Source organism: Streptomyces sp. NPDC002698, assembly GCF_042888945.1.
Taxonomy (GTDB): Bacteria; Actinomycetota; Actinomycetes; order Streptomycetales; family Streptomycetaceae; genus Streptomyces.
This window is the reverse complement of the sequence record NZ_JBIAQM010000059.1, coordinates 1-22260: the sequence shown is the minus strand read 5'-3', so window position 1 is coordinate 22260 and position 22260 is coordinate 1. Positions and strand designations below refer to the sequence as shown.

The window sequence follows — 22260 nt, the reverse complement described above, 5'->3', positions numbered from 1 at the left end:
ACGGGAGCGAGCGCGGGGGCGCGGATCAGCCGGGCGGGGGACTCCCGTCCCCGTGCCACGAGTGCCACAGCGCCGCGTAGGGCCCGTCGGCCGCCACCAGTTCGTCGTGCGTGCCCAGTTCGGTCAGCCGGCCGTCCTCCATCACCGCCACCCGGTCGGCGTCATGGGCGGTGTGCAGCCGGTGGGCGATGGCGATGACGGTGCGGCCCTCCAGCACGGTGGCCAGCGCACGCTCCGTGTGCCGGGCGGTCGTCGGATCGAGGAGCGCCGTGGCCTCGTCGAGGATCAAGGTGTGCGGGTCCGCGAGCACCACCCGGGCCAGCGCCAGCTGCTGGGCCCGTGAGCCGTCGACGCGCAGGGCCTCCGGCCCCAGTTCGGTGTCCAGCCCGTCGGGGAGCTCCCCGGCCCAGTCGCCGGCGCCGACGGCCGCGAGTGCCGCCCACAACTCGGCGTCCCCGGCGCCCGGTTCGGCGATGAGCAGGTTGTCACGGACCGTGCCGAGGAACACGTGGTGCTCCTGGGTGACGAGGACGACGTGCCGGCGCAGCTGCTCCGGGTCGAGGTCGACGACCGGCACCCGCCCGACGGTCACCGTCCCGCTGCCCGGAGCGTCGACCCCCGCCAGCAGTCTGCTCAGCGTGGTCTTCCCGGCGCCCGAGGGGCCCACGACGGCCAGCCGTTCCCCGGGCCGCACGGTCAGATCGACCCCGCGCAGCACCTCGCCGCCACCGTCGTACGCGTACCGCACACCGGTGACGTCGATCCGGTCGTCCACCGGTACGGGGGAGTCGGCCGGCACGGAGCGCGGCGCCCCGGCGAGACCCTCGACGCGGGCGAACGAGGCGCCGCTGCTCTGCAGTTGCTCGACCTGGTTCAGGATCTGGTCGAGCGGGTCGGCGAGCCGGTGCAGATAGAGCGTCGCCGCGACCACGGTGCCGAGGCTCAGCGTGCCCCGGGCGTGCAGCGCGCCGCCCACCAGGAGGACGGCGACGACCGGCACGATGTACGAGATCTCCACGGCCGGGAAGAACACGCTGCGCAGGAACAGCGTCCGCATCCGCGTCACCCGGGAGACCTCCAGCGCGTCCCGGCTCGCCCGGATCCGGGTCCCGCGCAGCCCGAACGCCTCCACCGTGCGGGCGCCGGACGCCGTGGCCGCGAGGATCTCGGCGACCTCCGAGGTGGCGGCCTCCTGGGCGAGATAGGCGGCGCGCGCCCGGCGCAGATACCAGCGCAGCGCGAATCCGATGCCGACCAGTCCGAGCACCCCGCAGGCGCCGAGCAGCGGGTCGATGGCGAAGACGGCGACGAGGACGAACAGCGCCTGCGCGCCGGAGATCAGCAGCTGGGGCCCCGCGTCGCGCAGGGTGTTGCCCACCACCGTGACGTCGCCGGTGCCGCGTGCCGTCAGATCGCCGGTGCCCGCGCGCTCCACGACCGACGCGGGCAGCGCCAGCGTCCGCTCCACGAACTCCTCCCGCACCCGCGCGAGGGTCCGCTCGCCGAAGCGGTACGCCACGTACCCGGCCCAGCGCGACAGCAGCAGCTGGACCAGTGAGGCCACGAGGATGACGAGCGCCGGCCCGTCCACCGCCTCCACACCCGCGCCGTCGCGTACGTCGTCGATCATCCGCCCGAGCAGCCAGGGGCCGGCCAGTCCGGCGCCCGCGGCCAGCGCGTTGAGCGCGAGCACGGCGGCGAACACCCGTCCGTCCGCCCGGATCAGCCGCAGTGCCGCCCGCCGCACCTCGGCGCGCCCCGCCACCGGCAGCCGGCCCGTCACAGCACGACCTCCTCGTCCACGCCCGCCATCGGATCCGCGTCCCCTTCCTCACCCGTACCCGCGTCCTCGTCCGGCTCCGTGTCGCGGGCCACCAGCGACCGGTATCCCGGTTGGCTCCGCAGGAGTTCACGGTGGGTGCCGGTGGCCGCCGCCTTGCCGTCGACGAGGAAGCAGACCGTGTCCGCGTGGTCCAGTACGAGCGGTGACGTGCTGGTCACGAGGGTCGTACGGCCCGAGCGGGCGGTGCGCAGCCGGGCGGCGACCTTGGCCTCGGTGTGGGCGTCGAGCGCCGAGGTCGGCTCCAGGGCGAGCAGCACCTCGGGATCCGCGAGGAGCGCGCGCACCAGCCGGACCCGCTGCCGCTGCCCGCCGGACAGGTTCCGGCCCTGCGCGTCGACGGCCGCGTCGAGGCCGCCCGGCAGCCCGAGGACGATGTCGTCGGCGGCGGCCGCGCGCACGGCCCGGTCGACGGTCTCCTCGTCGGCGTCCCGGCGCCCTCGGACCAGGTCGCGCAGGACGCCCGCGAACAGGTCGGCCTCGTGCTCGGCCACCAGGATCCGGTCGCGCACCTGGGGCAGCGCGACCTGGTCGAGCCGTACGCCGCCCCAGGTCACGTCCGAGGCGGCGTACCGGCCGAGCCGGTCGACCACGGCCGCGGACTGGTCGGGGCGGGCTCCGGCCAGCACGGTCAGCCGGCCCGGGACCACCCGGACCCCGGACTCCGGATCGTGCAGAGCGGCCGGGAACTCCGGGGCGTCGAGGGCGTCCGGGGGAGAGGCGACGGGTTCCAGGGACAGGAACCTGACGACGCGCCGGGCGGCGACCACGCCCCGGGAGAGTTCGTAGCCGCAGTCGATGAAGAAGTACACCGGCAGGACGAGGACCGCGACGTAGCCGTACACCGACACCAACTGGCCGATGGTGATGTCTCCCTGGGCGGCCAGCCGGGCGGCGAGCCAGGTCACCGCGGCCAGCAGGACGGACGGCAGCCCCACGCCGAGCGCCTGGATCCAGCTGGTCACCGCGCCGACCCGGTACCCCTGTTCACGCAGCTTCCGGGCGTCGCGGCGGAACGCGTCCGCGAACAGCCCCTTGCCGCCGAGGCCGTTCAGGACGCGCAGACCGCCCGCGAGATCGCCGATGCGCGCGGTCAGGACGGCCTGCCGTTCCCGGTACCCCGTCTCGGTCCCCTGGAGGCGGAGCGTCAACGGCCCGACGAGCACGGCCGTCAGCGGAACCCCGAGCAGGAGCACCGCCGACAGCTGCACCGAGACCGGCAGCAGCAGCGCGGCCACGACACCGTAGGTGACGACCGCGGCCAGACCGGGGCCGACGACGGTCAGCGACCTGCTGATCGTGTCCACATCGCGCACGCCGACCGTGATGATCTCCCCCGTGCCGACCTGCCGCGACAGGGCCGCGCCGAGCCGGGCCGCGTGCTCGACCACGAGTTTGACCGTACGGAAGTTGGCGTCCATCCGGACCTGGGTCATCGTGCGGTGGCGTACGACACCCAGACCGGCGTTGAACACCCCGGTACCGAGCACGGCGGCCGTCCAGCCCGCCAGCGCCGCCCCGTCGCGCGGCTCGAGTCCGTCGTCGATCGCCCGGGACAGCAGATACGGCGTCAGTGCCATGAGTCCCATCCACACGGTGGAGACCACCGCGCCGGTGACCGACCGGTGTGTCTGCCGGGTGACCAGCCACCACAGGAACCGCCAGCCGCCCCGGCGGTCCGGTGTCCCCGGCGCCGCGTACGTGTCGATCATCGCGCTCCGTCCGCCCCTTCGTCCGCCCTCTTCCCGCCCGTTCGCCACTACACGAGGCTGTCGCGCCATGCCCGGTGCAGGTCCGCGAACCGGCCCGTGCCCGCGACGAGTCCGGCGGGTGTGCCGTCCTCGACGACCCGCCCGTGCTCCATCACCAGCACCCGGTCGGCGATCGCCACCGTCGACAGCCGGTGCGCGATGACCACCGCCGTACGCCCCCGCAGGACCGTCGACATGGCGCGCTGCACGGCCCGTTCGCCCGGGATGTCCAGGGAGCTGGTCGCCTCGTCGAGGATCAGGACGGCCGGGTCGGCGAGCAGGGCCCGCGCGAAGGCCACGAGTTGACGCTGGCCCGCGGAGATCCGGCCGCCGCGCTTGCGTACGTCCGTGTCGTAGCCGTCGGGCAGGGCGCTGATGAAGTCGTGCGCGCCGATCGCCTTCGCCGCCCGCTCGATCTCCTCGCGGGACGCCTCGGGGCGGCCGATCGCGATGTTCTCGGCGACCGTGCCCGAGAACAGGAACGCCTCCTGGGTCACCATCACCACCCCGCGCCGCAGTTCGGGCACCGGCAGCTCGCGCAGATCGACGCCGTCGAGCAGGACCCGGCCCTCGGTGGGGTCGTAGAACCGGGCCAGGAGTTTGGCCAGTGTCGACTTGCCGGCGCCGGTCGAGCCGACCACGGCCACCGTCTGTCCGGCGGGCAGCGTGAGCGAGAAGGAGGGCAGGACCTCCCCGCCGGTGCGGTACGCGAAGCGGACCTCGTCGAACACCACCTCGCGGCCGGGGTGTTCGGAGGCGAGGGCGGGCAGCTGCCGGGGCACGGACGGCTCCGGCACGGACGGCGTCTGGGCCAGCAGACCGGCGATCTTCTCCAGCGAGGCCGCGGCGGACTGGTAGGAGTTCAGGAACATGCCGAGGCGGTCGATGGGGTCGTAGAGCCGGCGCAGATAGAGGACCGCCGCCGCGAGCACACCGAGCGCCAGCGAACCCGACGCCACCCGGTGGGCGCCCCACAGCACGATGCCCGCGACCGCCGTGTTGGCGACGAGCCGGGAGCCCACGACATAGCGGGCCATCTCCAGCAGGGCGTCGCCGTTCGTCCTCTCGTGCCGCCGGTTGAGCACCCCGAACTCGGCCTCGTTGGCGGCCTCCCGGCGGAACGCGCGCACCGGCCGGATGCCGTTCATCGTCTCCGCGAACTTCACGATCACCGCGGCGATCGTCGTCGAACGGACGGCGAAGATCCGGCCCGCGCGGCGCTGGTAACGGCGGATGAGCAGATACAGCGGCACGAAGGAGACCACCGCGACCGCGCCCAGCCCGACGTCCAGCCAGAGCAGCATCGCCGAGATGTAGACGAAGGACAGGATGACGGTGACGAGTTCCTGGAGCCCCTCGCTGAGCAGTTCGCGCAGCGACTCGACGTCCGTCGTGGAGCGGGAGATCAGCCGGCCCGAGGTGTAGCGCTCGTGGAAGTCGATGCTGAGGGCCTGGGCGTGCCGGAAGATCCGGCCGCGCAGATCGAGCAGCACGTCCTGGTTGACCCGGGCCGAGGCGATGATGAAGGCGTACTGGAGTCCGCCGGAGGCCGCCGCGCACAGCAGGTAGGCGACGCCCACGGCGATCAGCGGCCCGTGGTCGTCCTGCCGGAAGGCCGGTACGGCACGGTCGATGGCGTACGCCACCAGCAGCGGGCCCACCTGCACGGCGGCCTGCTGGAGCAGCAGCAGAACGGTGGTCACGGCGACCCGGGTCCGGAGCGGGGCGAGCAGCGAGCGCAGCAGCGTCGCGGTCGCGCCCGGGGGAGTGGGCAGGGTGTCGTGGTCGAAGGCGTCCTCGTACGGCGCGGGTTCCGGGGCCGCCCGGACCTTTCGCCGCGGACCGTCCGGCCCGTCGTCCAGGTCGGTGCTGGTGTCAGTATCGGTGCCGGTGCCGGTGCCGGTGCCGGTATCGGTGTCGGCGTGGCTGCCGCCGCCGGTTCCGTCGTCCCGGCCCGCGTCCGGTCCGCCGCTTCGGCCGCTGTCCGTTCCGTCGCCGGGACCCCTTCCGGTTCCTCCGTCCGGTTCCTCGTTCGGTTCCCTGTCCGGCGCGGTGGTCGTGGGCGCCGCCGTCATCGGCCGTCCTCCTCTGCACCCGACATCAGGTGGGCGTATTCGGCATGGGTGCGCAGCAGTTCGTGGTGGGTGCCGACCGCCGCGATCCGGCCGTCGGAGATCAGGGCCACCCGGTCGGCCAGCAGGACCGTGGACGGGCGGTGCGCCACGATCAGCGCGGTCGTCTCCGCCAGCACCCGGCGCAGCGCGGCCTCGACCGCCGCCTCGGTGTGCACGTCCAGCGCCGACAGCGGGTCGTCGAGCACGAGGAAGCGGGGCCGGCCGACCACCGCGCGGGCCAGCGCGAGCCGCTGCCGCTGCCCGCCGGAGAGGCTGAGGCCCTGTTCGCCGACCTGCGTCCCCGTGCCCTGGGGCAGCGTGTGCGCGAAGTCGGCCTGCGCGACGGAGAGGGCACGGTCCAGCTCCGCGCGGCCGGCGGTCTCGGGGGCACCCATCAGGACGTTCTCGCCGACCGTGGCCGAGAAGAGGGTGGGTTCCTCGAAGGCGACGGCGACGAGTTCGCGCAGCTCCTCGCGGGGCATCCCGGTGATGTCCCGGCCGTCCAGGGTGATCCGGCCGGAGGTCACCTCGTGCAGGCGGGGGACGAGCGCGGTGAGGGTGGTCTTGCCGGTGCCGGTGGCACCGACGAGCGCCATGCTCTCGCCGGGGCGGACGTGCAGGTCGATGCGGGCCAGCACCGGGGGCGCGTCCGCGGGGGCGTCGGGATAGCGGAACTCGACGCCGTGGAACCGCAGTCCGCCGTCGCCCTCGCTCCCTTTGGCCGTGAGCGCGGTGGCCGCGGTGGCCGCGGCGGCCGTGCCGTCCGACTCCGGCCTCGCGTTCATGACCTCGAAGTACCGTTCCGTGGCCGTCCCGGCCTCCTGGCTCATCGCGAGGAGGAAGCCGATCGAGTCGACGGGCCAGCGCAGGGCGAGCGCGGTCGACAGGAACGCGACCAGCGTGCCGGCGGAGAGACGGCCGTCGGCGACCTGGACCGTGCCGAGGACGAGGGCGGCGCCGATGGCGAACTCGGGCAGGGTGACGATGACGCCCCAGATGGAGGCGAGCAGCCGGGCCTTGACCAGCTCCGTGCCGCGCAGGGTCCGGGACAGCTCGCGGAACGCGCGCGCCTGGCTGCGATGGCGCCCGAACCCCTTGATGATCCGGATACCGAGCACACTCTCCTCGATCACCGTCGTCAGATCGCCGACCTGGTCCTGCGCCCGCCGCGCCACCTCCGAGTAGCGCCGCTCGAAGAACCAGCAGACGATCATGACGGGGACGGCGGGGGCGAGCAGCACCAGTCCGAGGGTCCATTGCTGGGCCAGCATGATGGCGATGCCCGCGGTGATCGTCACGCCGTTCACCAGCAGGAAGGTCAGCGGGAACGCCAGGAACATGCGGACCAGCATCAGATCGGTGGTCGCCCGGGACAGCAGCTGACCCGACGCCCAGCGGTCGTGGAAGGCGACCGGAAGGCGCTGCAGATGCCGGTACAGACCGGCCCGCATGTCCGCCTCGACCCCGGCCAGCGGGCGGGCCACCAGCCAGCGGCGCAGCCCGAACAGACCGGCTTCGGCGATGCCGAGCAGCAGCAGGTACAGCGCCCCGAGCCAGACACCCGCCGGGTCGCGCCCGGCGACCGGGCCGTCCACCATCCACTTCAGGATCAGCGGGAACACGAGCGAGAGACAGGACGCGACGACGGCGACGAACGCCGCGCCGAACAGCCGCGCCCGCACCGGGCGTACATACGGCCACAGGCGCAGCAGGCTGCGTACGGTCGAACGGTCGGGGTGGTCCGCGGCGGCTGCATCGGATGTGGTCATCATGAGCGAGCCTACGTTTCACCACTGACAGTGCCCACCGAGTTTTTGGGCGCACCTGAATCGTTCGAAGCGCTCCCGGGGGCGGACGCCCGGCGGACTCCCGGAGCGGGCGTCCGACGGGTCGTACCGCCGCATCGGCCGATCGGCCGATGTCACCTCGGTAGGGCGCCATCCCCAGTCCGCCTCCCGAGGCCGCGCCCCCCCCCGGCCCGCCCTCCGAGGGGCCGCGCCCCCACGCCCTCCGAGGGGCCGCGCCCTCAGCGGACCCTGAGCAGCAGCACGGACCGCGCCGGCACCGTGATCGCCGTGCCCGCCCGGTGCGTGAGCGCGGGCGCCGCCGTCTGATCCTCGCGCGAGGTGTCCACGACCACCTCGTACGCCGCGGCCCAGGGCGCCCCCGGCAGGTCGAAGGAGGCCGGCCGGTCCCCGGCGTGCAGTACGGCGAGGAAGCTGTCGTCGACGACCGGGGCGCCCCGCGCGTCCCGTCCGGGGATGTCCCGGCCGGACAGGTACATGCCGAGGGTCGCGGCGGGCGCGTACCAGTCCCGTTCCGTCATCTCGGTGCCCCGCGCGGTGAACCAGGCCAGATCCCGCAGCCCGTCGGCCGAGTGCGCCCGCCCGGAGAAGAAGGCCCGGCGGCGCAGTACGGGATGCGCGTGGCGCAGCGCGATCAGACGGGACGTCAGTTCGAACAGTGCCCGCCAGCCGGGGTCGTCCAGCAGCGACCAGTCGACCCAGCTGATCTCGTTGTCCTGGCAGTAGGCGTTGTTGTTGCCCCGCTGGGTGCGCCCGAACTCGTCCCCGGCGACCAGCATCGGAACGCCCGTCGACAGCAGCAGCGTCGTCAGCAGGTTCCTCAGCTGGCGCCGTCGCAGGGCACGCAGGCCGTCGTCCGCGTTCTCGCCCTCCGTCCCGCCGTTCCAGGCCCGGTTGTCGTCGGTGCCGTCCCGGTTGCCCTCGCCGTTCGCCTCGTTGTGCTTGCGCTCGTACGACACGAGGTCGCGCAGGGTGAAACCGTCGTGCGCGGTCACGAAGTTGACGGAGGCGTACGGCCGCCGGCCGCCCCACGCGTACAGGTCGCTCGACCCCGACAGGCGGTAGCCCAGATCCCGTACGTCGGGCAGAGCGCCGCGCCAGAAGTCCCGGACGGCGTTGCGGTAGCGGTCGTTCCACTCCGTCCACAGGGGCGGGAAGGCGCCCACCTGGTAGCCGCCGGAGCCCACGTCCCACGGCTCGGCGATCAGCTTCACCCGGCGCAGCACCGGATCCTGGGCGATGACGGCGAGGAACGGCGACAGCATGTCGACGTCGTGCATGGAACGGGCGAGCGCGGCCGCCAGGTCGAAGCGGAACCCGTCGACGCCCATCTCGGTGACCCAGTACCGCAGCGAGTCCGTGATCAGCCGCAGCACCTGCGGCTGCACGACGTGCAGGGTGTTGCCGCAGCCCGTGTAGTCCGCGTAGCGGCGGGCGTCCGACTGGAGCCGGTAGTACCCCCGGTTGTCGATGCCGCGCAGCGACAGCATCGGGCCCAGTTCGCCGGCCTCCGCGGTGTGGTTGTAGACGACGTCGAGGATGACCTCGATCCCCGCCGCGTGCAGCGCGCGCACCATCCGCTTGAACTCGCCGACCTGCTCGCCCCTCGTGCCGGAGGCGGCGTAGCCCGCGTGCGGGGCGAAGTAGCCGATCGAGTTGTAGCCCCAGTAGTTCTTCAGGCCCCGGCGCAGCAGGTGGTCCTCGTGCGCGAACTGGTGCACCGGCAGCAGCTCCACCGCCGTCACCCCGAGGTTCACCAGGTGCTCGATCGCGGCCGGGTGCGCCAGGCCCGCGTACGTGCCGCGCAGTTCCTCGGGGACGCCCGGGTGCAGACGGGTGAATCCGCGCACGTGCAGTTCGTAGATGACCGAGTCCGCCCACGGGGTCTTGGGGCGGTGGTCGTCCGACCAGTCGTCGTCGTCCTGGACGACGACGCCCTTGGGGACGAGGGGCGCCGAGTCGCGGTCGTCGCGCACGGTGTCGGCGACCTGTTGCTGCGGCCAGTCGCGGACATGGCCGTACACCTCGGGCGGCAGGGTGAAGTCGCCGTCCACGGCACGGGCGTACGGGTCCAGGAGCAGCTTCGCCGGGTTCCAGCGGGCGCCGGTCCACGGGTCCCAGCGGCCGTGCACCCGAAAGCCGTAGCGGCGGCCGGGGAGCACACCGGGGACGAAGCCGTGCCAGATCTCGTGGGTGAGTTCGGTGAGCGGGACGCGGGTCTCGACGCCCTCCTCGTCGAAGAGGCACAGGTCGACGGCCTCCGCGCCGCCCGCCCACAGGGCGAAGTTGGTGCCCGTGGTGCCGTCGGGGCCGACCCGGAAGCGTGCTCCGAGCGGGGTCGGGGCACCCGGCCAGGCGCCGACCGGAGGCGCCGCGGGGCGCCGTGAGCCGTTCAGCGCGGGAGCGGCCGGCTCCACCGCCGGGTCCGCGGGCGCCGGCACGGCGGCGGGCGGTGCGGAGGCGGGCGGCCCCGCCGGGTCCGTGACGGTCTGCGCGGGCAGCCCGCCGCCCGCGGCGCGTCCCTCCTGGACCGCCTCCTGCTCGGGTGCGCTCGACACCGGTCAGCCTCCCACGGCTCGTGGAACGGCACGGAAAAGGGTGCACGGCGTCCCGGCCGCGGCTCCTTGGCGCGTCGTCCTCCCCACTGTTCTGCCCAGAGCGTGGCTCGCACTCACGTTTCCCCGGAGGGGCGGCGTCGTTGGGTCCCTTGTGAAGCACGTACACACGCGCGCGCGGCGCGCAGGGGCCGCGCTGGCCGCCGTACTGACCTGGGCCGGTCTGCTGGCCGGAGCCTCCGGCTGCACCTCCGGCGGGATCTCGGACGGGATCGGGGAGGCGTTCGGCAGACCACGGGCGCCGAAGGACGTCATCCACGTCTCGCCCGACGACAACACCAAGGGCGTACGACCGCGGGAGGCACTGCTGGTACGGGTGCCCGGCGGTCGCCTGGAGTCCGTGAAGGTGGTCAAGTCCCAGGACGCCCGGGAGTCACCCGTACCGGGGCACATCAGCGACGACGGCCTGTCCTGGAGACCGGACGAGAAGCGGCTCGCCCTGGCCGCCAAGTACACCGTGGACGCGGTGGCCCTGGACGGCCGCGGGCACCGCTCGGCCCGGCACACCACGTTCACCACGGCCGTCCCCGACGAGCGGTTCATCGGGTACGTCACCCCGGAGGACCGCTCCGTCGTCGGCACCGGGATGATCGTCTCCCTGGAGTTCAACCGGGAGGTCGAGAACCGGGCCGCCGTCGAGCGCGCGATCCGGGTCGAGGCGCGGCCCGCGGTCGAGATCCGCCCGCACTGGTTCGGCGGCGGACGCGTCGACTTCCGTCCCGAGCGCTACTGGAAGCCGGGCACGAAGGTCACCGTGGCGCTGCGGCTGCGCGACGTCGAAGGGGCACCCGGCGTGTACGGACTCCAGTCCAGGACCTTCTCGTTCACCGTCGGCCGCGACCAGAGGTCCCTCGTCGACGCCGGCGCCCACACGATGGAGGTACGCCGTGAAGGCGACCTCCTGGCCACGGTGCCGATCACGGCCGGAGCGCCGAAGACGACGACGTACAACGGGAAGATGGTCGTCACCGAGATGCTCGAGGTGACCCGGATGAACAGCCGGACCGTCGGTTTCGGCGGCGAGTACGACATCCCCGACGTCCCGCACGCGATGCGCCTGACCGACTCCGGGACCTTCCTGCACGGCAACTACTGGGCGCCGGACGCCTTCGGCAACACCAACGTCAGCCACGGCTGCGTGGGGCTGAGGGACGTGAAGGGCGGCAGCTCCGACACCCCGGCCGGCTGGTTCTTCGACCGCAGCCTCATCGGGGACGTCGTCGAGGTCGTCCACAGCAAGGACAAGAAGGTGGCCCCCGACAACGGACTCGGTGGCTGGAACATGGGCTGGAAGGAGTGGAAGGCCGGCAGCGCGGTCGACTGATCTTCGCTCCCCGGTGCAACCATCTTTGCGGTCGATGGTCCAAGTTGCGACGGAACGGTGACATTGACCTGACACGGAGCTCAAAACCGTGAGGTTAATATGCGCCAGTGATCGCGTGGGACGCGCTGGGGTGGGGGCCTGATCAGGCCTTGCGAGGGGAGAAAGACTGTGAACGTGCGACCGGCATCGTGGGCGTCGGCAGGTGGACGCTCACGCGGCCGCAACAAGCGGTGGGCGGTGATCGTCGGCGGTGCGCTGCTGGCCGTCACGGCCTGCGGCGGGGGCGGGGGAACGGACTCGGGGTCCGGAGGGAAGGACAAGGACGGCAAGGGCAGCACCACCGCGGAGAGCAAGCAGTCGGTGGCCGTCGTCACGATCGCGCCGAAGGCCGGCGCCAAGGACGTCGACACCAGCGACACCCTCAAGGTCACGGTCAGTAAGGGCAAACTGACCGAGGTCACCGTCAAGGACGACGAGGGCACGAAGATCGACGGCGAGATATCGGCCGACGGCGGCGGCTGGACGCCCGCCACGCACCTCGCGGCGTCCACCAAGTACCAGGTGCACGCGGTCGCGAAGGACTCCGAGGGCCGCACGGCGGCCGAGGACTCGTCCTTCACGACGCTGAGCCCGCAGAACACCTTCACCGGCAACTTCACGCCCGAGGACGGCTCCAAGGTCGGCGTCGGCATGCCGTTCTCGGTCCGCTTCACCCGGGGCATCACCAAGCCGGACGACGTCGAGAAGGCCATCAAGATCACGACCGAGCCGGCCGTCGACGTCCAGGGCCACTGGTTCGGCAACGACCGCCTCGACTTCCGGCCCGAGAAGTACTGGAAGGCCGGCACCAAGGTCACCGTGAAGCTGAACCTCGACGGCGTCGAGGGCCGCAAGGGCGTCTACGGCAAGCAGGCCAAGACCGTCTCCTTCACCATCGGCCGCGACCAGGTGTCCGTCGTGGACGCCAAGAAGCACACGATGAAGGTCATGCAGGAGGGCAAGGTCGTCAAGACCATCCCGGTGACCACCGGCAAGCCCGGCTACGCCACCTGGAACGGCCAGATGGTCATCAGCGAGAAGTTCACCGTGACCCGGATGAACGGCGACACGGTCGGCTACGACGGCGAGTACGACATCAAGGACGTCCCGCACGCCATGCGCCTGACCGCCTCGGGCACCTTCGTGCACGGCAACTACTGGGGCGGCGGCGCCTTCGGCAACTACAACGCCAGCCACGGCTGCATAGGCCTGCGGGACGTGCGCGGCGGCTACGACAGCGGCGTGCCGGCCGCCTGGTTCTTCAACCACTCGATGGTCGGTGACGTGGTGGTCGTGAAGAACTCCACCGACCCGACGGTCGACCCGGCCAACGGCCTCAACGGCTGGAACATTTCCTGGGCGGACTGGACCAAGTGATCTCGCCGTACCGGACCGAGTGATCTCGCAGGACAGGACCGCGTGAGGGCCGAGGACCGGACCGCGTGACGGCTTTCGCCCGGCTCGCGTGACCGTTTCCGGCCCCGTCGCCCGACCGCTCCCCACCGGGCCGGGTGTGCTGTGACCCAGCACACCCGGCCCGGTGCCGTTAACGGCCACTAACCTGCTTCCATGACTGTGCATCTCGAAGTGGCCGAAGGCGTGGGCACCATCCGCCTGGACCGCCCTCCCATGAACGCCCTGGACGTGGCGACGCAGGACCGTCTCAAGGAGCTGGCCGAGGAGGCCACGATCCGGCCGGACGTCCGCGCCGTGGTGCTGTACGGCGGGGAGAAGGTGTTCGCGGCGGGCGCGGACATCAAGGAGATGCAGGCCATGGACCACGCCGCGATGGTGGTGCGGTCCCGGGCCCTGCAGGACTCCTTCACCGCCGTCGCCCGCATCCCCAAGCCCGTCGTCGCCGCCGTCACCGGATACGCGCTCGGCGGCGGCTGCGAACTGGCCCTGTGCGCCGACTACCGCATCGCCGGGGACAACGCCAAGCTGGGCCAGCCCGAGATCCTGCTCGGCCTGATCCCCGGCGCCGGCGGCACCCAGCGGCTGTCCCGGCTGATCGGCCCCTCCAAGGCCAAGGACCTCATCTTCACCGGCCGCATGGTCAAGGCCGACGAGGCCCTCACGCTCGGCCTGGTCGACCGGGTCGTTCCCGCCGCCGACGTCTACACCGAGGCGCACGCCTGGGCCGCCAGGCTCGCGCAGGGGCCGGCCATCGCGCTGCGCGCGGCGAAGGAGTCCGTCGACGCGGGTCTGGAGACGGACATCGAGACCGGGCTGACCATCGAGCGGAACTGGTTCGCGGGCCTGTTCGCGACGGAGGACCGCGAGCGGGGCATGCGGAGCTTCGTGGAAGAGGGCCCCGGCAAGGCGAAGTTCCTCTGAGCCTCCGCCGCGTCACCGCCGGCCCCCTCGCGGTTGACGCGGCGTCACGACGGCGTCCCTCGAAGGGGCGCTTTATCCCTGGCTTAAGACAGCCTTAAGCCCACCTTGTCGAGAGGCGGCGGCGATTGCCCCCGACCGGCCTGTTCCGGCAGGTCGGACGGGCTCCCGCCGCCTCCGAACTGCCTGTGGCATATGCCGATCGAATAGTGTGGAATGTCGCGTTCCGGGGGGCCTATTCCTTCGGAACGGCCCCGGAGCGGACGCCGGGCGGCCATGATGGGGGGCATGGCGGGGCTGGAGGGTATGGAACAGCCGCGGCGGCACGGAAGTGCGACCGCGGCGCGCTGGACGCCTGCGGTCGAGGACGAACGAGCGCTCAAGGCACTGGAGTTGTTCGGCAATCCGACCGAGTCGGAGGTGCTGCTGCCGTCCCGCCCGGAGTCCGCGGCCACCGCGCGGCGGCTCGCCCAGGTCGTGGTGCTGCGGCACTGGGGCCTGTCCCCGAAGATGACCGAGGACGCGGTCTTACTCGTCTCCGAACTCGTGGGCAACGCCGTGCGGCACACCGGCGCCCGCGTCTTCGGACTCCGAGCGCGCCGCCGCCGCGGCTGGATCCGTATCGAGGTCCGTGACCCCTCCCGCGGCCTTCCCTGTCTCATGCCGGTCCAGGAACTGGACCTGAGCGGCCGGGGCCTCTTCCTCGTCGACAAGCTCTCCGACCGCTGGGGTGTCGACCTGCTGCCCCGCGGCAAGACCACCTGGTTCGAAATGCGCGTCGCCGACCGCTGACCCGCTCCGGGCCCTGCTCCGTTCCGGTCGTCCCCGCGGCCGACCCCCTCGTGGCCGCCGCTCCGCTTCCGGCCGACGGCCCGTTCCCCCGGGCGCGCATGAGCCCGGCCGCGTGGCAGCCGGGGCTCGCGGGGTGACGCGGGACGAATAGGGGTGCGCGCCGCGCCACCGGCGACAGCCGTGGCCCACGGCCTCGTACGGCCTCGTACGCGCACGCCGCGAGGCGACCCGCACCACCACCCGGTCGGACCAATCGCCGGTTTTTCGGCTGATTCATCCTTAAATGGTCCGGTGACCACGTCCGCCGAAGACCACGCAGCCCCCGCCCCGCCCCGGCGCGCTGCCCTGCTCACGGGACTCGCGCTCACCGCAGGAACCCTCGCCGCCGGAGCGACCGCCGGCTGCTCCGCCCCGCGAACCAGCCGGCCCCACGACCTCACGACACCCCCGGCCGCGCCCAGCGCGCCCCCCACGGCGACCCGCGGAGCCTCCGCGCCCGCCCCCGCCCCCCGCCGCTACCCCGGCCGACCCGCCGAGATCACCAACGGCCCCCGCACCCACCCGTCCAGAGTGGCCCTCACCTTCCACGGCCAGGGCGACCCCGCCGTGGCGAAGGCGGTTCTCGGCGAAGCGGAGAAGGCGGGCGCCCGGGTCACCGTCCTCGCCGTCGGCACCTGGCTGGACGAGTACCCGGACATCGCCCGCCGCATCCTCGACGGCGGCCACGACCTCGGCAACCACACCCTGCGCCATCTCGACATCAACGCGATGACGGAGACGGAGGCGGCGGCGGAGATCCGGGGCTGCGCGGACCGCCTCAGGCGGCTCACCGGCTCGATCGGCACCTGGTTCCGGCCCTCCCGCAGCCCCCGGGCCTCCCCCCTGGTCCAGCGCCTCGCCCGCGACGCGGGCTACCCGCACACGCTCTCCTACGACGTCGACTCCCTCGACTACACCTCGCCGGGATCCGCCGCCGTCACCCGCAAGGTGCTGGCCGAGGTCCGGCCCGGCTCCGTCGTGAGCCTGCACTTCGGATACGCCGGCACGGTCGCCGCCCTCCCCGGCCTTCTGCACGAACTCGACCGCCGCGGCCTCGGCGCGGTCACCACCACGGAGCTGCTGAGCTGATGCCGACACCACCCTCCTCCCCGCGCCGCGTACCGGCCGCCGGCGCCGCCCTCACCGCGCTGGCCCTCCTCGCGGGCTGCGGCGGTTCCTCCCAGGACCACACCGAGCGGACGCACAGCACCACCAAGGCGGCCGTCCGGCCCGCCCCGGTGAAGAAGCCGGTCGTCCAGGGACTGCCCGGCATGCCCCCCTTGCTGGACCCCGCCGACGTCTACGCCGCCGACCGCCCGAACCGGCTCTCCCCGGTGGTCAAGGACTTCCCGTCCCGCGTCTACGTGCCCAACACCAACTCCAACACGGTCACGGTCATCGACCCGAAGACGTACAAGGTCATCGAGACGATCCCGGTCGGTGTCCAGCCCCAGCACGTCGTCCCCTCCTGGGACCTGAAGACCCTGTGGGTCAACAACGACCGGGGCAACACCCTCACCCCCATCGACCCGAAGACCGGCAAGGCGGGCAAGCCGGTCGACGTGCACGACCCGTACAACCTCTACTTCACGCCCGACGGCAAGTACGCGATCGTGATGGCCTCCCTCGACCGCGAACTCGTCTTCCGTGACGCGCACACCATGAACACCGTCAAGGCGGAGCCGGTCAGCTGCTACGGCGTCAACCACGCCGACTTCTCCCCGGACGGCCGCTACTTCGTCGTCTCCTGCGAGTTCAGCGGTGAACTCCTGAAGGTCGACACCGAGCGGATGGAGGTGATCGGCCAGCAGAGGCTGCCGTTCCACGGGGCGATGCCGCAGGACGTGAAGATCTCCCCGGACGGCAAGAAGTTCTACATCGCCGACATGATGGCCAACGGCGTGTGGATCCTCGACGGCGACAAGTTCACCGAACCGACCCTGCTGCACACGGGCAAGGGCGCCCACGGACTGTACGTCAGCCGGGACTCGCGCGAGATGTACATCTCCAACCGCGGCGAAGGCACCATCTCCATCTTCGACTTCACGCAGAACCGCCTCACCAAGAAGTGGCACCTGCCCGACGGCGGCAGCCCCGACATGGGCGGCGTCTCGGCGGACGGCAAGGTCCTGTGGCTCTCCGGCCGGTACAACTCGGAGGTGTACGCCGTCGACACCCGCACCGGCGAACAGCTCGCCCGTATCCCGGTCGGCAGCGGTCCGCACGGCCTCGCCGTCTACCCCCAGCCCGGCCGCTACTCGCTCGGCCACACCGGCATCTTCCGCTGACCCGGCCGACGGGGCGGGAGTTGAGCCTCCGCGCCGCTCAGCGGGGCAGAAGCAGAGCCTCCGAGCCCACCGGCCGGTAGCCCGCCGCCTGGAACGCCCGCGCGCTGCGGGCGTTCCCCGCGGCCACCTGGGCCCAGACCGGTTCGCCGGCCAGGTGCCGCGCCGCCGACGCCAGCGCCCGGCCCAGCCCCCGGTGCCGTACGCCCTCGTCCACCTCCACCGCGGCCTCCAGGCGTCCCCCGACCCCCCGCCCGAGGACGAGGATCCCGCCGTCCGCGGCCCACGCCCGCACGCCGTCGCGCCGTCGGCGGGCACTCGTGAGCCGGGGGTGGGCGAGGCCGTCGATCTCCGTGAGCGCGAGGGCCGCCGGGCCGGGAAGAGGAGCGGCGACGGACAGTACGTCCACCGTGTCGTTCGACCGGCCCGTCCGCTCCATGAGCGCGGCGAGGAACCGCGGGTTCATGGCCGCCGCGAGCGGGTCGCAGTCCAGGGCCTCCAGCGTGGCGCGCACCCAGCCCTCGTCCTCGTCGGTGAAGACGACGGAGTGCGCGGTGAAGGCGAGGACGCCGGTGTCGCGGGGGGAGTGCGGGCGCACGACCGTGGTGGCGCCGTCGGGCGGCGGGAAGACTCCACGGGCCGCGGCGTCCAGAATGTCGCGCAGAGTGCCGTGCATGACCGTCCCCCACCGCTTGAGTCTCCACCCACTGGAAGGCCCAGACTCGCAGACATGATCGACGACGGCACCGGCCTTCTCACCATCGGCGAGCTCGCCCGCGCCACCGGCCTGACCGTGCGCACCATCCGCTACTGGTCCGACGAGGGTGTCCTCGCCCCCGTCACCCGCTCCGCGGGCGGTTACCGGCTCTACGACGCCTCCTGCGCCGCCCGCCTGGAACTGATCCGCACCCTGCGCGAGCTGGGTCTCGGACTGGACGACGTGCGCAGGGTGCTGGCCGGCGAGCGGACGGTCGCGGAGGTCGCGGCGGCCCATGTGGTCGCGCTGGACGCGCAGATCCGGTCGCTGAAGGTGACCCGGGCGGTGCTGTCGACCGTGGCACGACGTGGTTCGAGCGCACAGGAGACGACACTCATGAACAGACTGGCGCGACTGTCCGCCGCCGAACGCGGGCGGATCATCGACGACTTCATGGAGGAGATCTTCGGGGGCCTGGACACCGCGGACCCCGACATCCGTACCCGGCTGCGGTTCGGCGTCGGTGACCTGCCGGACGACCCGACACCCGCGCAGGTGGACGCCTGGGTGGAGCTGGCCGAGATGATCCAGGACCCGGGCTTCCGGGCGCGGATGCGCGAGATGATCGAGTTCAACGCGGCGGACCGGGGACCGGAGGTGCCGGCGGGAACGTCCCTGTGGTTCATGAGCCGGCTGGTGCGGCTCGCGGCCGAGGCGCTGGAGCAGGGTGTCGAGCCCGGTTCGCCGGAGGCGGACGCGGTGCTCGGCCGGCTTCTCGGCGACGCCGACCGGGCCGCCGTCCTCGCCCGGATGGAATCCGCGGCACACGCCGAGATGGCCCGTTTCCGGGAGCTGGCCTCGCTGGTCAGGGGCATGGACCCGCTGTCGGCGCACCGTGAGGAGTTCGCCTGGGTACTCGCCGCACTGCGCGCCCACCCGGACCGTTAATCTGACCTCCGTACACAAGGCAGCAACGCACGCAGTGATGCACGACGAAGGGGCGGGTCGGTGGCCGACATCGAGGAAGCACGCAAGCAGTTCGAGCGGATCGATACGGACGGTGACGGGTTCATCACCGCAGCCGAGTTCAAGGCCGCTCTCGCCCAGGGCGGCGACTGGAACGTCACCGAGTCGGTGGCGGAGGCCGTCATCGCCAGCCGCGACCTCAACGGCGACAAGGTTCTCTCGTTCGACGAGTTCTGGACCCAGCTGAACAAGTGACGCCGTCCGAAGGGGCGCCCGCCGGACTCCCGGAGGGCGCCCCTTCGGCATGACGGCACCCGCCGGCCCGCTCGCCACGGCCCCGGCGTTCCCGTTCCGCTCACCCGGACGCCGTGTCCCCGGAATAGGGGATCCGATTCCGGAGTTGGTGTGCCCATCAGGTGCACCGACTCCGGAAGGGTCTGTCTCATGAAGATCGGCATCATCGGCGCGGGCAACATCGGCGGCAACCTCACCCGGCGGCTCACCGCGGCCGGGCACGACGTCTCCGTCGCCAACTCCCGTGGTCCCCAGACGCTCGGCGCGCTCGCCGAGGAGACCGGGGCGACCCCCGTCACGGTCGAGCGGGCGGCGCGGGGCGCGGACGTCGTGATCGTCACGATCCCGCTCAAGGCCGTGCCGAACCTGCCGGACGGCATCCTGGACGGAGCCGCCGAGGACGTCGCCGTCATCGACACCGGCAACTACTATCCCCGGCAGCGCGACGGCAGGATCGCCGGGATCGAGGACGACGGCCTCACCGAGAGCCGCTGGACCGCCCGGCAGATCGGCCACACGGTCGTCAAGGCGTTCAACGGCACCTACGCGCAGGACATCCTGGACCGCGCCCGTCCGGCCGGTGCCCCCGACCGCATGGCGCTGCCGGTGGCCGGCGACGACACGGCGGCGAAGCGGCGCGTACGCGACCTCATCGACGAGATCGGCTTCGACACGGTCGACGCCGGCGGCCTGGACGACTCCTGGCGCCAGCAGCCCGGCACCCCCGTCTACGGCCTCCAGGAAGGCCGCGACGCGGTGACGAAGGCACTGGCGGAGGCGTCCCCGGAGCGCACGGCGGACTTCCGCGGGTGAGCGGCCGGTCCGCCCGCGTGGCGGACTTCCGCGGGTGAGCGGCCGGCCCGCCGCGCACGCGTTCTAGACCGCCTGGCTCAGCGCGTCCGCCGGGATCTGCGGAGCGTGCGGGTGGACGGCGGACCGGTGCTGGAAGGAGAGGATCTTCGGGTTCTGGACGACGCCGTCACGGATCTCGATGGCCTTGCGGACCGTGATGTCGGCGTCCCACGCGGTGGGGCCGCTCATGACCTTGCGCAGGTAGGGAAGGAGCGCCTCGCTGATCTCCCAGGTGGCGGAGTTCCACAGGTGGGACGGGCTGTGATCCACCGCGTAGTAGTGGCAGCCCGCTCCGACGGTGGGCATGGGCTCGCCGAAGGTGGTCGGGCGGGCCCAGCCGAAGCCCATGCCCTCGTCGCAGGCGACGTCGATGAAGAACGTGCCCGGCCGGAACAGGGCGAGTTCCTCGTCGGTGACGAACATGAGCGGCGCGTCGGTGTCCTGCAGGACGCAGTTGACGATGATGTCGAACCCGGCCAGGTACTCCGCCAGCGGTACGGGCCCGGCCGGAGTGGAGGCCTGCAGGCGCGAGGGGGCGTCCGGCCGCTCCTCGAAGTGGCTCATCACGACCGAGGGCATCGGTGAGGCCACCGCCGCGGCGGCGCGCTGGGTGAGCACCGTGACGTCGGAGACCCCCATGGCGCCCAGGCCCGTGACCGCTCCGCGCGCCGTGGCACCGAAGCTGATGACCGCCGCGCGCAGACGGCGCCCGTAGCTGCCGGTCAGCCCGCCGAGCTGCAGGGCGTGCAGGACCGAGCAGTAGCCGGCGAGTTCGTTGTTCTTGTGGAACACGTGGACGCTGAAGGCGCCCGTGGAGGTCCAGTGGTTCATGGCTTCCCAGGCGATCAGCGTCAGCCGCCGGTCGATGCCGATCTGGGTCATCTTCTCGTCCTGCACGCAGTGCGGCCATCCCCACAGCACCTGGCCCTCGCGCAGCTCGGCGAGGTCGTCGTGCAGGGGCTTGGGCAGCAGCATGATGTCGCACTCGGCGATGAGTTCCTCACGGGAGCGCAGTCCGGCCACCAGGGGCCGCAGCGCGTCGTCGGAGACGCCGAACCGTCGGCCGTAGCCGTGTTCGAGGAAGATCTTCTCGCGGACGTCCGGGGCGATCCGGTCGAGGTGGCGAGGGTGGAGGGGCAGGCGGAACTCGTTCTCCTTGCGGGAGGAGGCGAGCACTCCGAGACTCATCAGGCTCATGTGGGGCGGCTCATTTCCTGCCGGACGCGATGCGCTCCGGCCTTGCCGTTCCCCGAGGGCGACGCCGCGATGGATGGCGGCGTGCGAGGTGCGCTCGGTAAGGCAACCGTACTCCGGTCCCGGCCGCCGGCCGCCCGCCGCTCGTCCGAGCCCGGCTGGAGGCCCGGCGTTCCGGGGGAAAAAACGGATGCCGGGCGCCCCGGGGCGGGGCGCCCGGCATCGGCGGTCGGCGAGGAACCGGGTGACCTCTAGGCGCTGTCCGCCCACGCGCGCAGGGCGGCCTTGGTGTCGAAGTCCGCGACGTCCCGGTCCATCGGCTCGGAGGTGTACTGGTGGAAGCGCCACTTCGCCTGGATGCGGGGTTCGCCGGCGGTCACGTAGTCGGCGATCCACAGACCGTCACCGGCGTACGAGGTGGTGTCGACGTTCAGCCAGAAGTTCCGGTTCGTGTAGAGCACCACGCGGTTGTCCGGGCGGAGCTCCTTCACCTTGCGGATGAAGCGGTCCTTCTCCGCGTTGCTCGCGTGGGTGCCCTCGCCGGTGGTCTCCCAGTCGACGGCGAGCAGGTCGCCCGCCCTCTCGGGGGCCTTGCTCACGAAGTAGGCGGCCTGGGCGGTGATGTTGCCGGGCCACAGGAAGTGGTAGAAGCCCACGACGCAGTCCGCGTCGCGGGCGGTCCTCACCTGCGCGGTGAGTTTCGGATTGACGTACGAGCGGCCTTCCGTCGCCTTGACGAAGACGAAGGAGAGGCCGGCGGTGCTGTACGTGGACGACTGGTAGGCGCTGACGTCGATGCCTCGCAGCATGGGGGGAGCCTCCGTGCGTGGGGGAGGGGGACGGGCCACGCGGGGCGGTCCCCGGGTGTCCGTGGCGAACAACTGCCGCTGTCCGGGGAGGCGGTCGTCGGGGCGGCCGCCGTTGTCCACGGGGACAGTCCGTACGGGACAACTGCCTTTTGGGTTCCCCCACTTCGCCCCCTCCACGCTCGCACGCGTGACCGGCGCACCCGCACCCGTCCTCAGTGCCGGGCTTCTCGTCCGCCGCGGCGCGCGGGAGCCGGCCCCGCGCGGGAGCCGGCCCGCCGGCGCGCGTCGGGGGCCGGCCCGGCCGCCGGCGGGCGGGCCGATGCCGATGACGGTCAGGGCGGGCCTGGCTCACGGCATGTCCGCTACGCTGCCGGTCCTGCGGCATCACGCCCGGGTGATCAGCCGCTTGGGCTGTTCCAGGACGGCGGCGGTGTCGGCGAGGACCCGGGAGCCGAGCTCGCCGTCGACCAGGCGGTGGTCGAAGGAGAGCGCCAGCGTGGTGACCTGGCG

General features: G+C 72.4%; 18 protein-coding genes. 9 read left to right on the top strand and 9 right to left on the bottom strand.

Annotated features, from left to right (window positions below):
- Nucleotides 1–25: 25 nt before the first annotated feature.
- The 5 genes from ACFYW9_RS39255 to glgX all read right to left on the bottom strand — a co-directional run bounded on the left by ACFYW9_RS39255 (nt 26) and on the right by glgX (nt 10068).
- On the bottom strand, nt 26–1783 hold the full coding sequence (locus tag ACFYW9_RS39255) for an ABC transporter ATP-binding protein (protein ID WP_389159822.1): 1758 nt from the start codon (nt 1781–1783) through the stop codon (nt 26–28).
- Nucleotides 1780–3552 (bottom strand): ABC transporter ATP-binding protein, encoded by a 1773-nt coding sequence (locus ACFYW9_RS39250; protein WP_351872257.1) that lies wholly within the window; start codon nt 3550–3552, stop codon nt 1780–1782. Before ACFYW9_RS39250 ends, ACFYW9_RS39255 begins: the two co-directional genes overlap by 4 nt.
- Nucleotides 3553–3599: 47 nt before the next feature.
- Entirely contained in the window at nt 3600–5666 is a 2067-nt protein-coding gene (locus ACFYW9_RS39245; protein ID WP_389159821.1) for an ABC transporter ATP-binding protein, read from the bottom strand.
- The gene (locus ACFYW9_RS39240; protein ID WP_389159820.1) at nt 5663–7474 is read right to left on the bottom strand and encodes an ABC transporter ATP-binding protein; all 1812 of its coding nucleotides are present in this window, start codon (nt 7472–7474) and stop codon (nt 5663–5665) included. The genes ACFYW9_RS39245 and ACFYW9_RS39240 overlap by 4 nt, the downstream gene beginning before the upstream one ends.
- Before the next feature lie 257 nt (nt 7475–7731).
- Nucleotides 7732–10068, bottom strand: a complete 2337-nt coding sequence (glgX, locus tag ACFYW9_RS39235) for a glycogen debranching protein GlgX (RefSeq protein WP_389159819.1) — start codon at nt 10066–10068, stop codon at nt 7732–7734.
- Nucleotides 10069–10219: 151 nt separating this feature from the next.
- Between glgX and ACFYW9_RS39230 the strand changes: the two genes are divergently transcribed.
- The 6 genes from ACFYW9_RS39230 (at nt 10220) to ACFYW9_RS39205 (ending at nt 16941) form a co-directional block, all read left to right on the top strand.
- Complete coding sequence (locus ACFYW9_RS39230; RefSeq protein ID WP_389159818.1) at nt 10220–11449, top strand: Ig-like domain-containing protein; 1230 nt, start codon at nt 10220–10222, stop codon at nt 11447–11449.
- Nucleotides 11450–11617: 168 nt separating this feature from the next.
- On the top strand, nt 11618–12865 hold the full coding sequence (locus ACFYW9_RS39225) for an Ig-like domain-containing protein (protein ID WP_389159817.1): 1248 nt from the start codon (nt 11618–11620) through the stop codon (nt 12863–12865).
- A 192-nt stretch (nt 12866–13057) separates the two neighbouring features.
- The gene (locus tag ACFYW9_RS39220; RefSeq protein ID WP_351872244.1) at nt 13058–13825 is read left to right on the top strand and encodes an enoyl-CoA hydratase-related protein; all 768 of its coding nucleotides are present in this window, start codon (nt 13058–13060) and stop codon (nt 13823–13825) included.
- A 285-nt stretch (nt 13826–14110) separates the two neighbouring features.
- A complete protein-coding gene (locus ACFYW9_RS39215; protein WP_351872242.1) occupies nt 14111–14614 on the top strand; it encodes an ATP-binding protein in 504 nt (167 codons plus the stop codon).
- Nucleotides 14615–14905: 291 nt separating this feature from the next.
- Nucleotides 14906–15742: a polysaccharide deacetylase family protein gene (locus ACFYW9_RS39210; protein WP_389159816.1), complete on the top strand. Its 837-nt coding sequence runs from the start codon at nt 14906–14908 to the stop codon at nt 15740–15742.
- Nucleotides 15742–16941, top strand: a complete 1200-nt coding sequence (locus ACFYW9_RS39205; protein ID WP_389159815.1) for a YncE family protein — start codon at nt 15742–15744, stop codon at nt 16939–16941. The genes ACFYW9_RS39210 and ACFYW9_RS39205 overlap by 1 nt, the downstream gene beginning before the upstream one ends.
- A 37-nt stretch (nt 16942–16978) precedes the next feature.
- On the opposite strand, the gene ACFYW9_RS39200 is transcribed toward ACFYW9_RS39205, so the two are convergent.
- A complete protein-coding gene (locus tag ACFYW9_RS39200) occupies nt 16979–17614 on the bottom strand; it encodes a GNAT family N-acetyltransferase (RefSeq protein ID WP_389159814.1) in 636 nt (211 codons plus the stop codon).
- Between the two features lie 54 nt (nt 17615–17668).
- On the opposite strand from ACFYW9_RS39200, the gene ACFYW9_RS39195 reads away from it, so the two are divergent.
- The 3 genes from ACFYW9_RS39195 (at nt 17669) to ACFYW9_RS39185 (ending at nt 19708) form a co-directional block, all read left to right on the top strand.
- Nucleotides 17669–18583, top strand: coding sequence for a MerR family transcriptional regulator (locus ACFYW9_RS39195; protein ID WP_351872233.1), 915 nt, complete (start codon nt 17669–17671; stop codon nt 18581–18583).
- Nucleotides 18584–18643: 60 nt separating this feature from the next.
- Complete coding sequence (locus tag ACFYW9_RS39190; RefSeq protein ID WP_351872231.1) at nt 18644–18856, top strand: EF-hand domain-containing protein; 213 nt, start codon at nt 18644–18646, stop codon at nt 18854–18856.
- 189 nt (nt 18857–19045) lie between these two features.
- Nucleotides 19046–19708 (top strand): NADPH-dependent F420 reductase, encoded by a 663-nt coding sequence (locus tag ACFYW9_RS39185; protein ID WP_389159813.1) that lies wholly within the window; start codon nt 19046–19048, stop codon nt 19706–19708.
- Nucleotides 19709–19771: 63 nt separating this feature from the next.
- Here ACFYW9_RS39185 and ACFYW9_RS39180 read toward each other — a convergent pair whose 3' ends face one another.
- The 3 genes from ACFYW9_RS39180 to ACFYW9_RS39170 form a co-directional block, all read right to left on the bottom strand.
- The gene (locus ACFYW9_RS39180; protein ID WP_389159812.1) at nt 19772–20944 is read right to left on the bottom strand and encodes a N(5)-(carboxyethyl)ornithine synthase; all 1173 of its coding nucleotides are present in this window, start codon (nt 20942–20944) and stop codon (nt 19772–19774) included.
- Between the two features lie 248 nt (nt 20945–21192).
- A complete protein-coding gene (locus ACFYW9_RS39175) occupies nt 21193–21750 on the bottom strand; it encodes a glycoside hydrolase family 25 protein (RefSeq protein ID WP_389159811.1) in 558 nt (185 codons plus the stop codon).
- A gap of 384 nt (nt 21751–22134) precedes the next feature.
- Nucleotides 22135–22260, bottom strand: a 126-nt coding sequence (locus ACFYW9_RS39170; protein ID WP_389159831.1) for a 2-oxo acid dehydrogenase subunit E2, incomplete at its 5' end; no start/stop codon positions are given.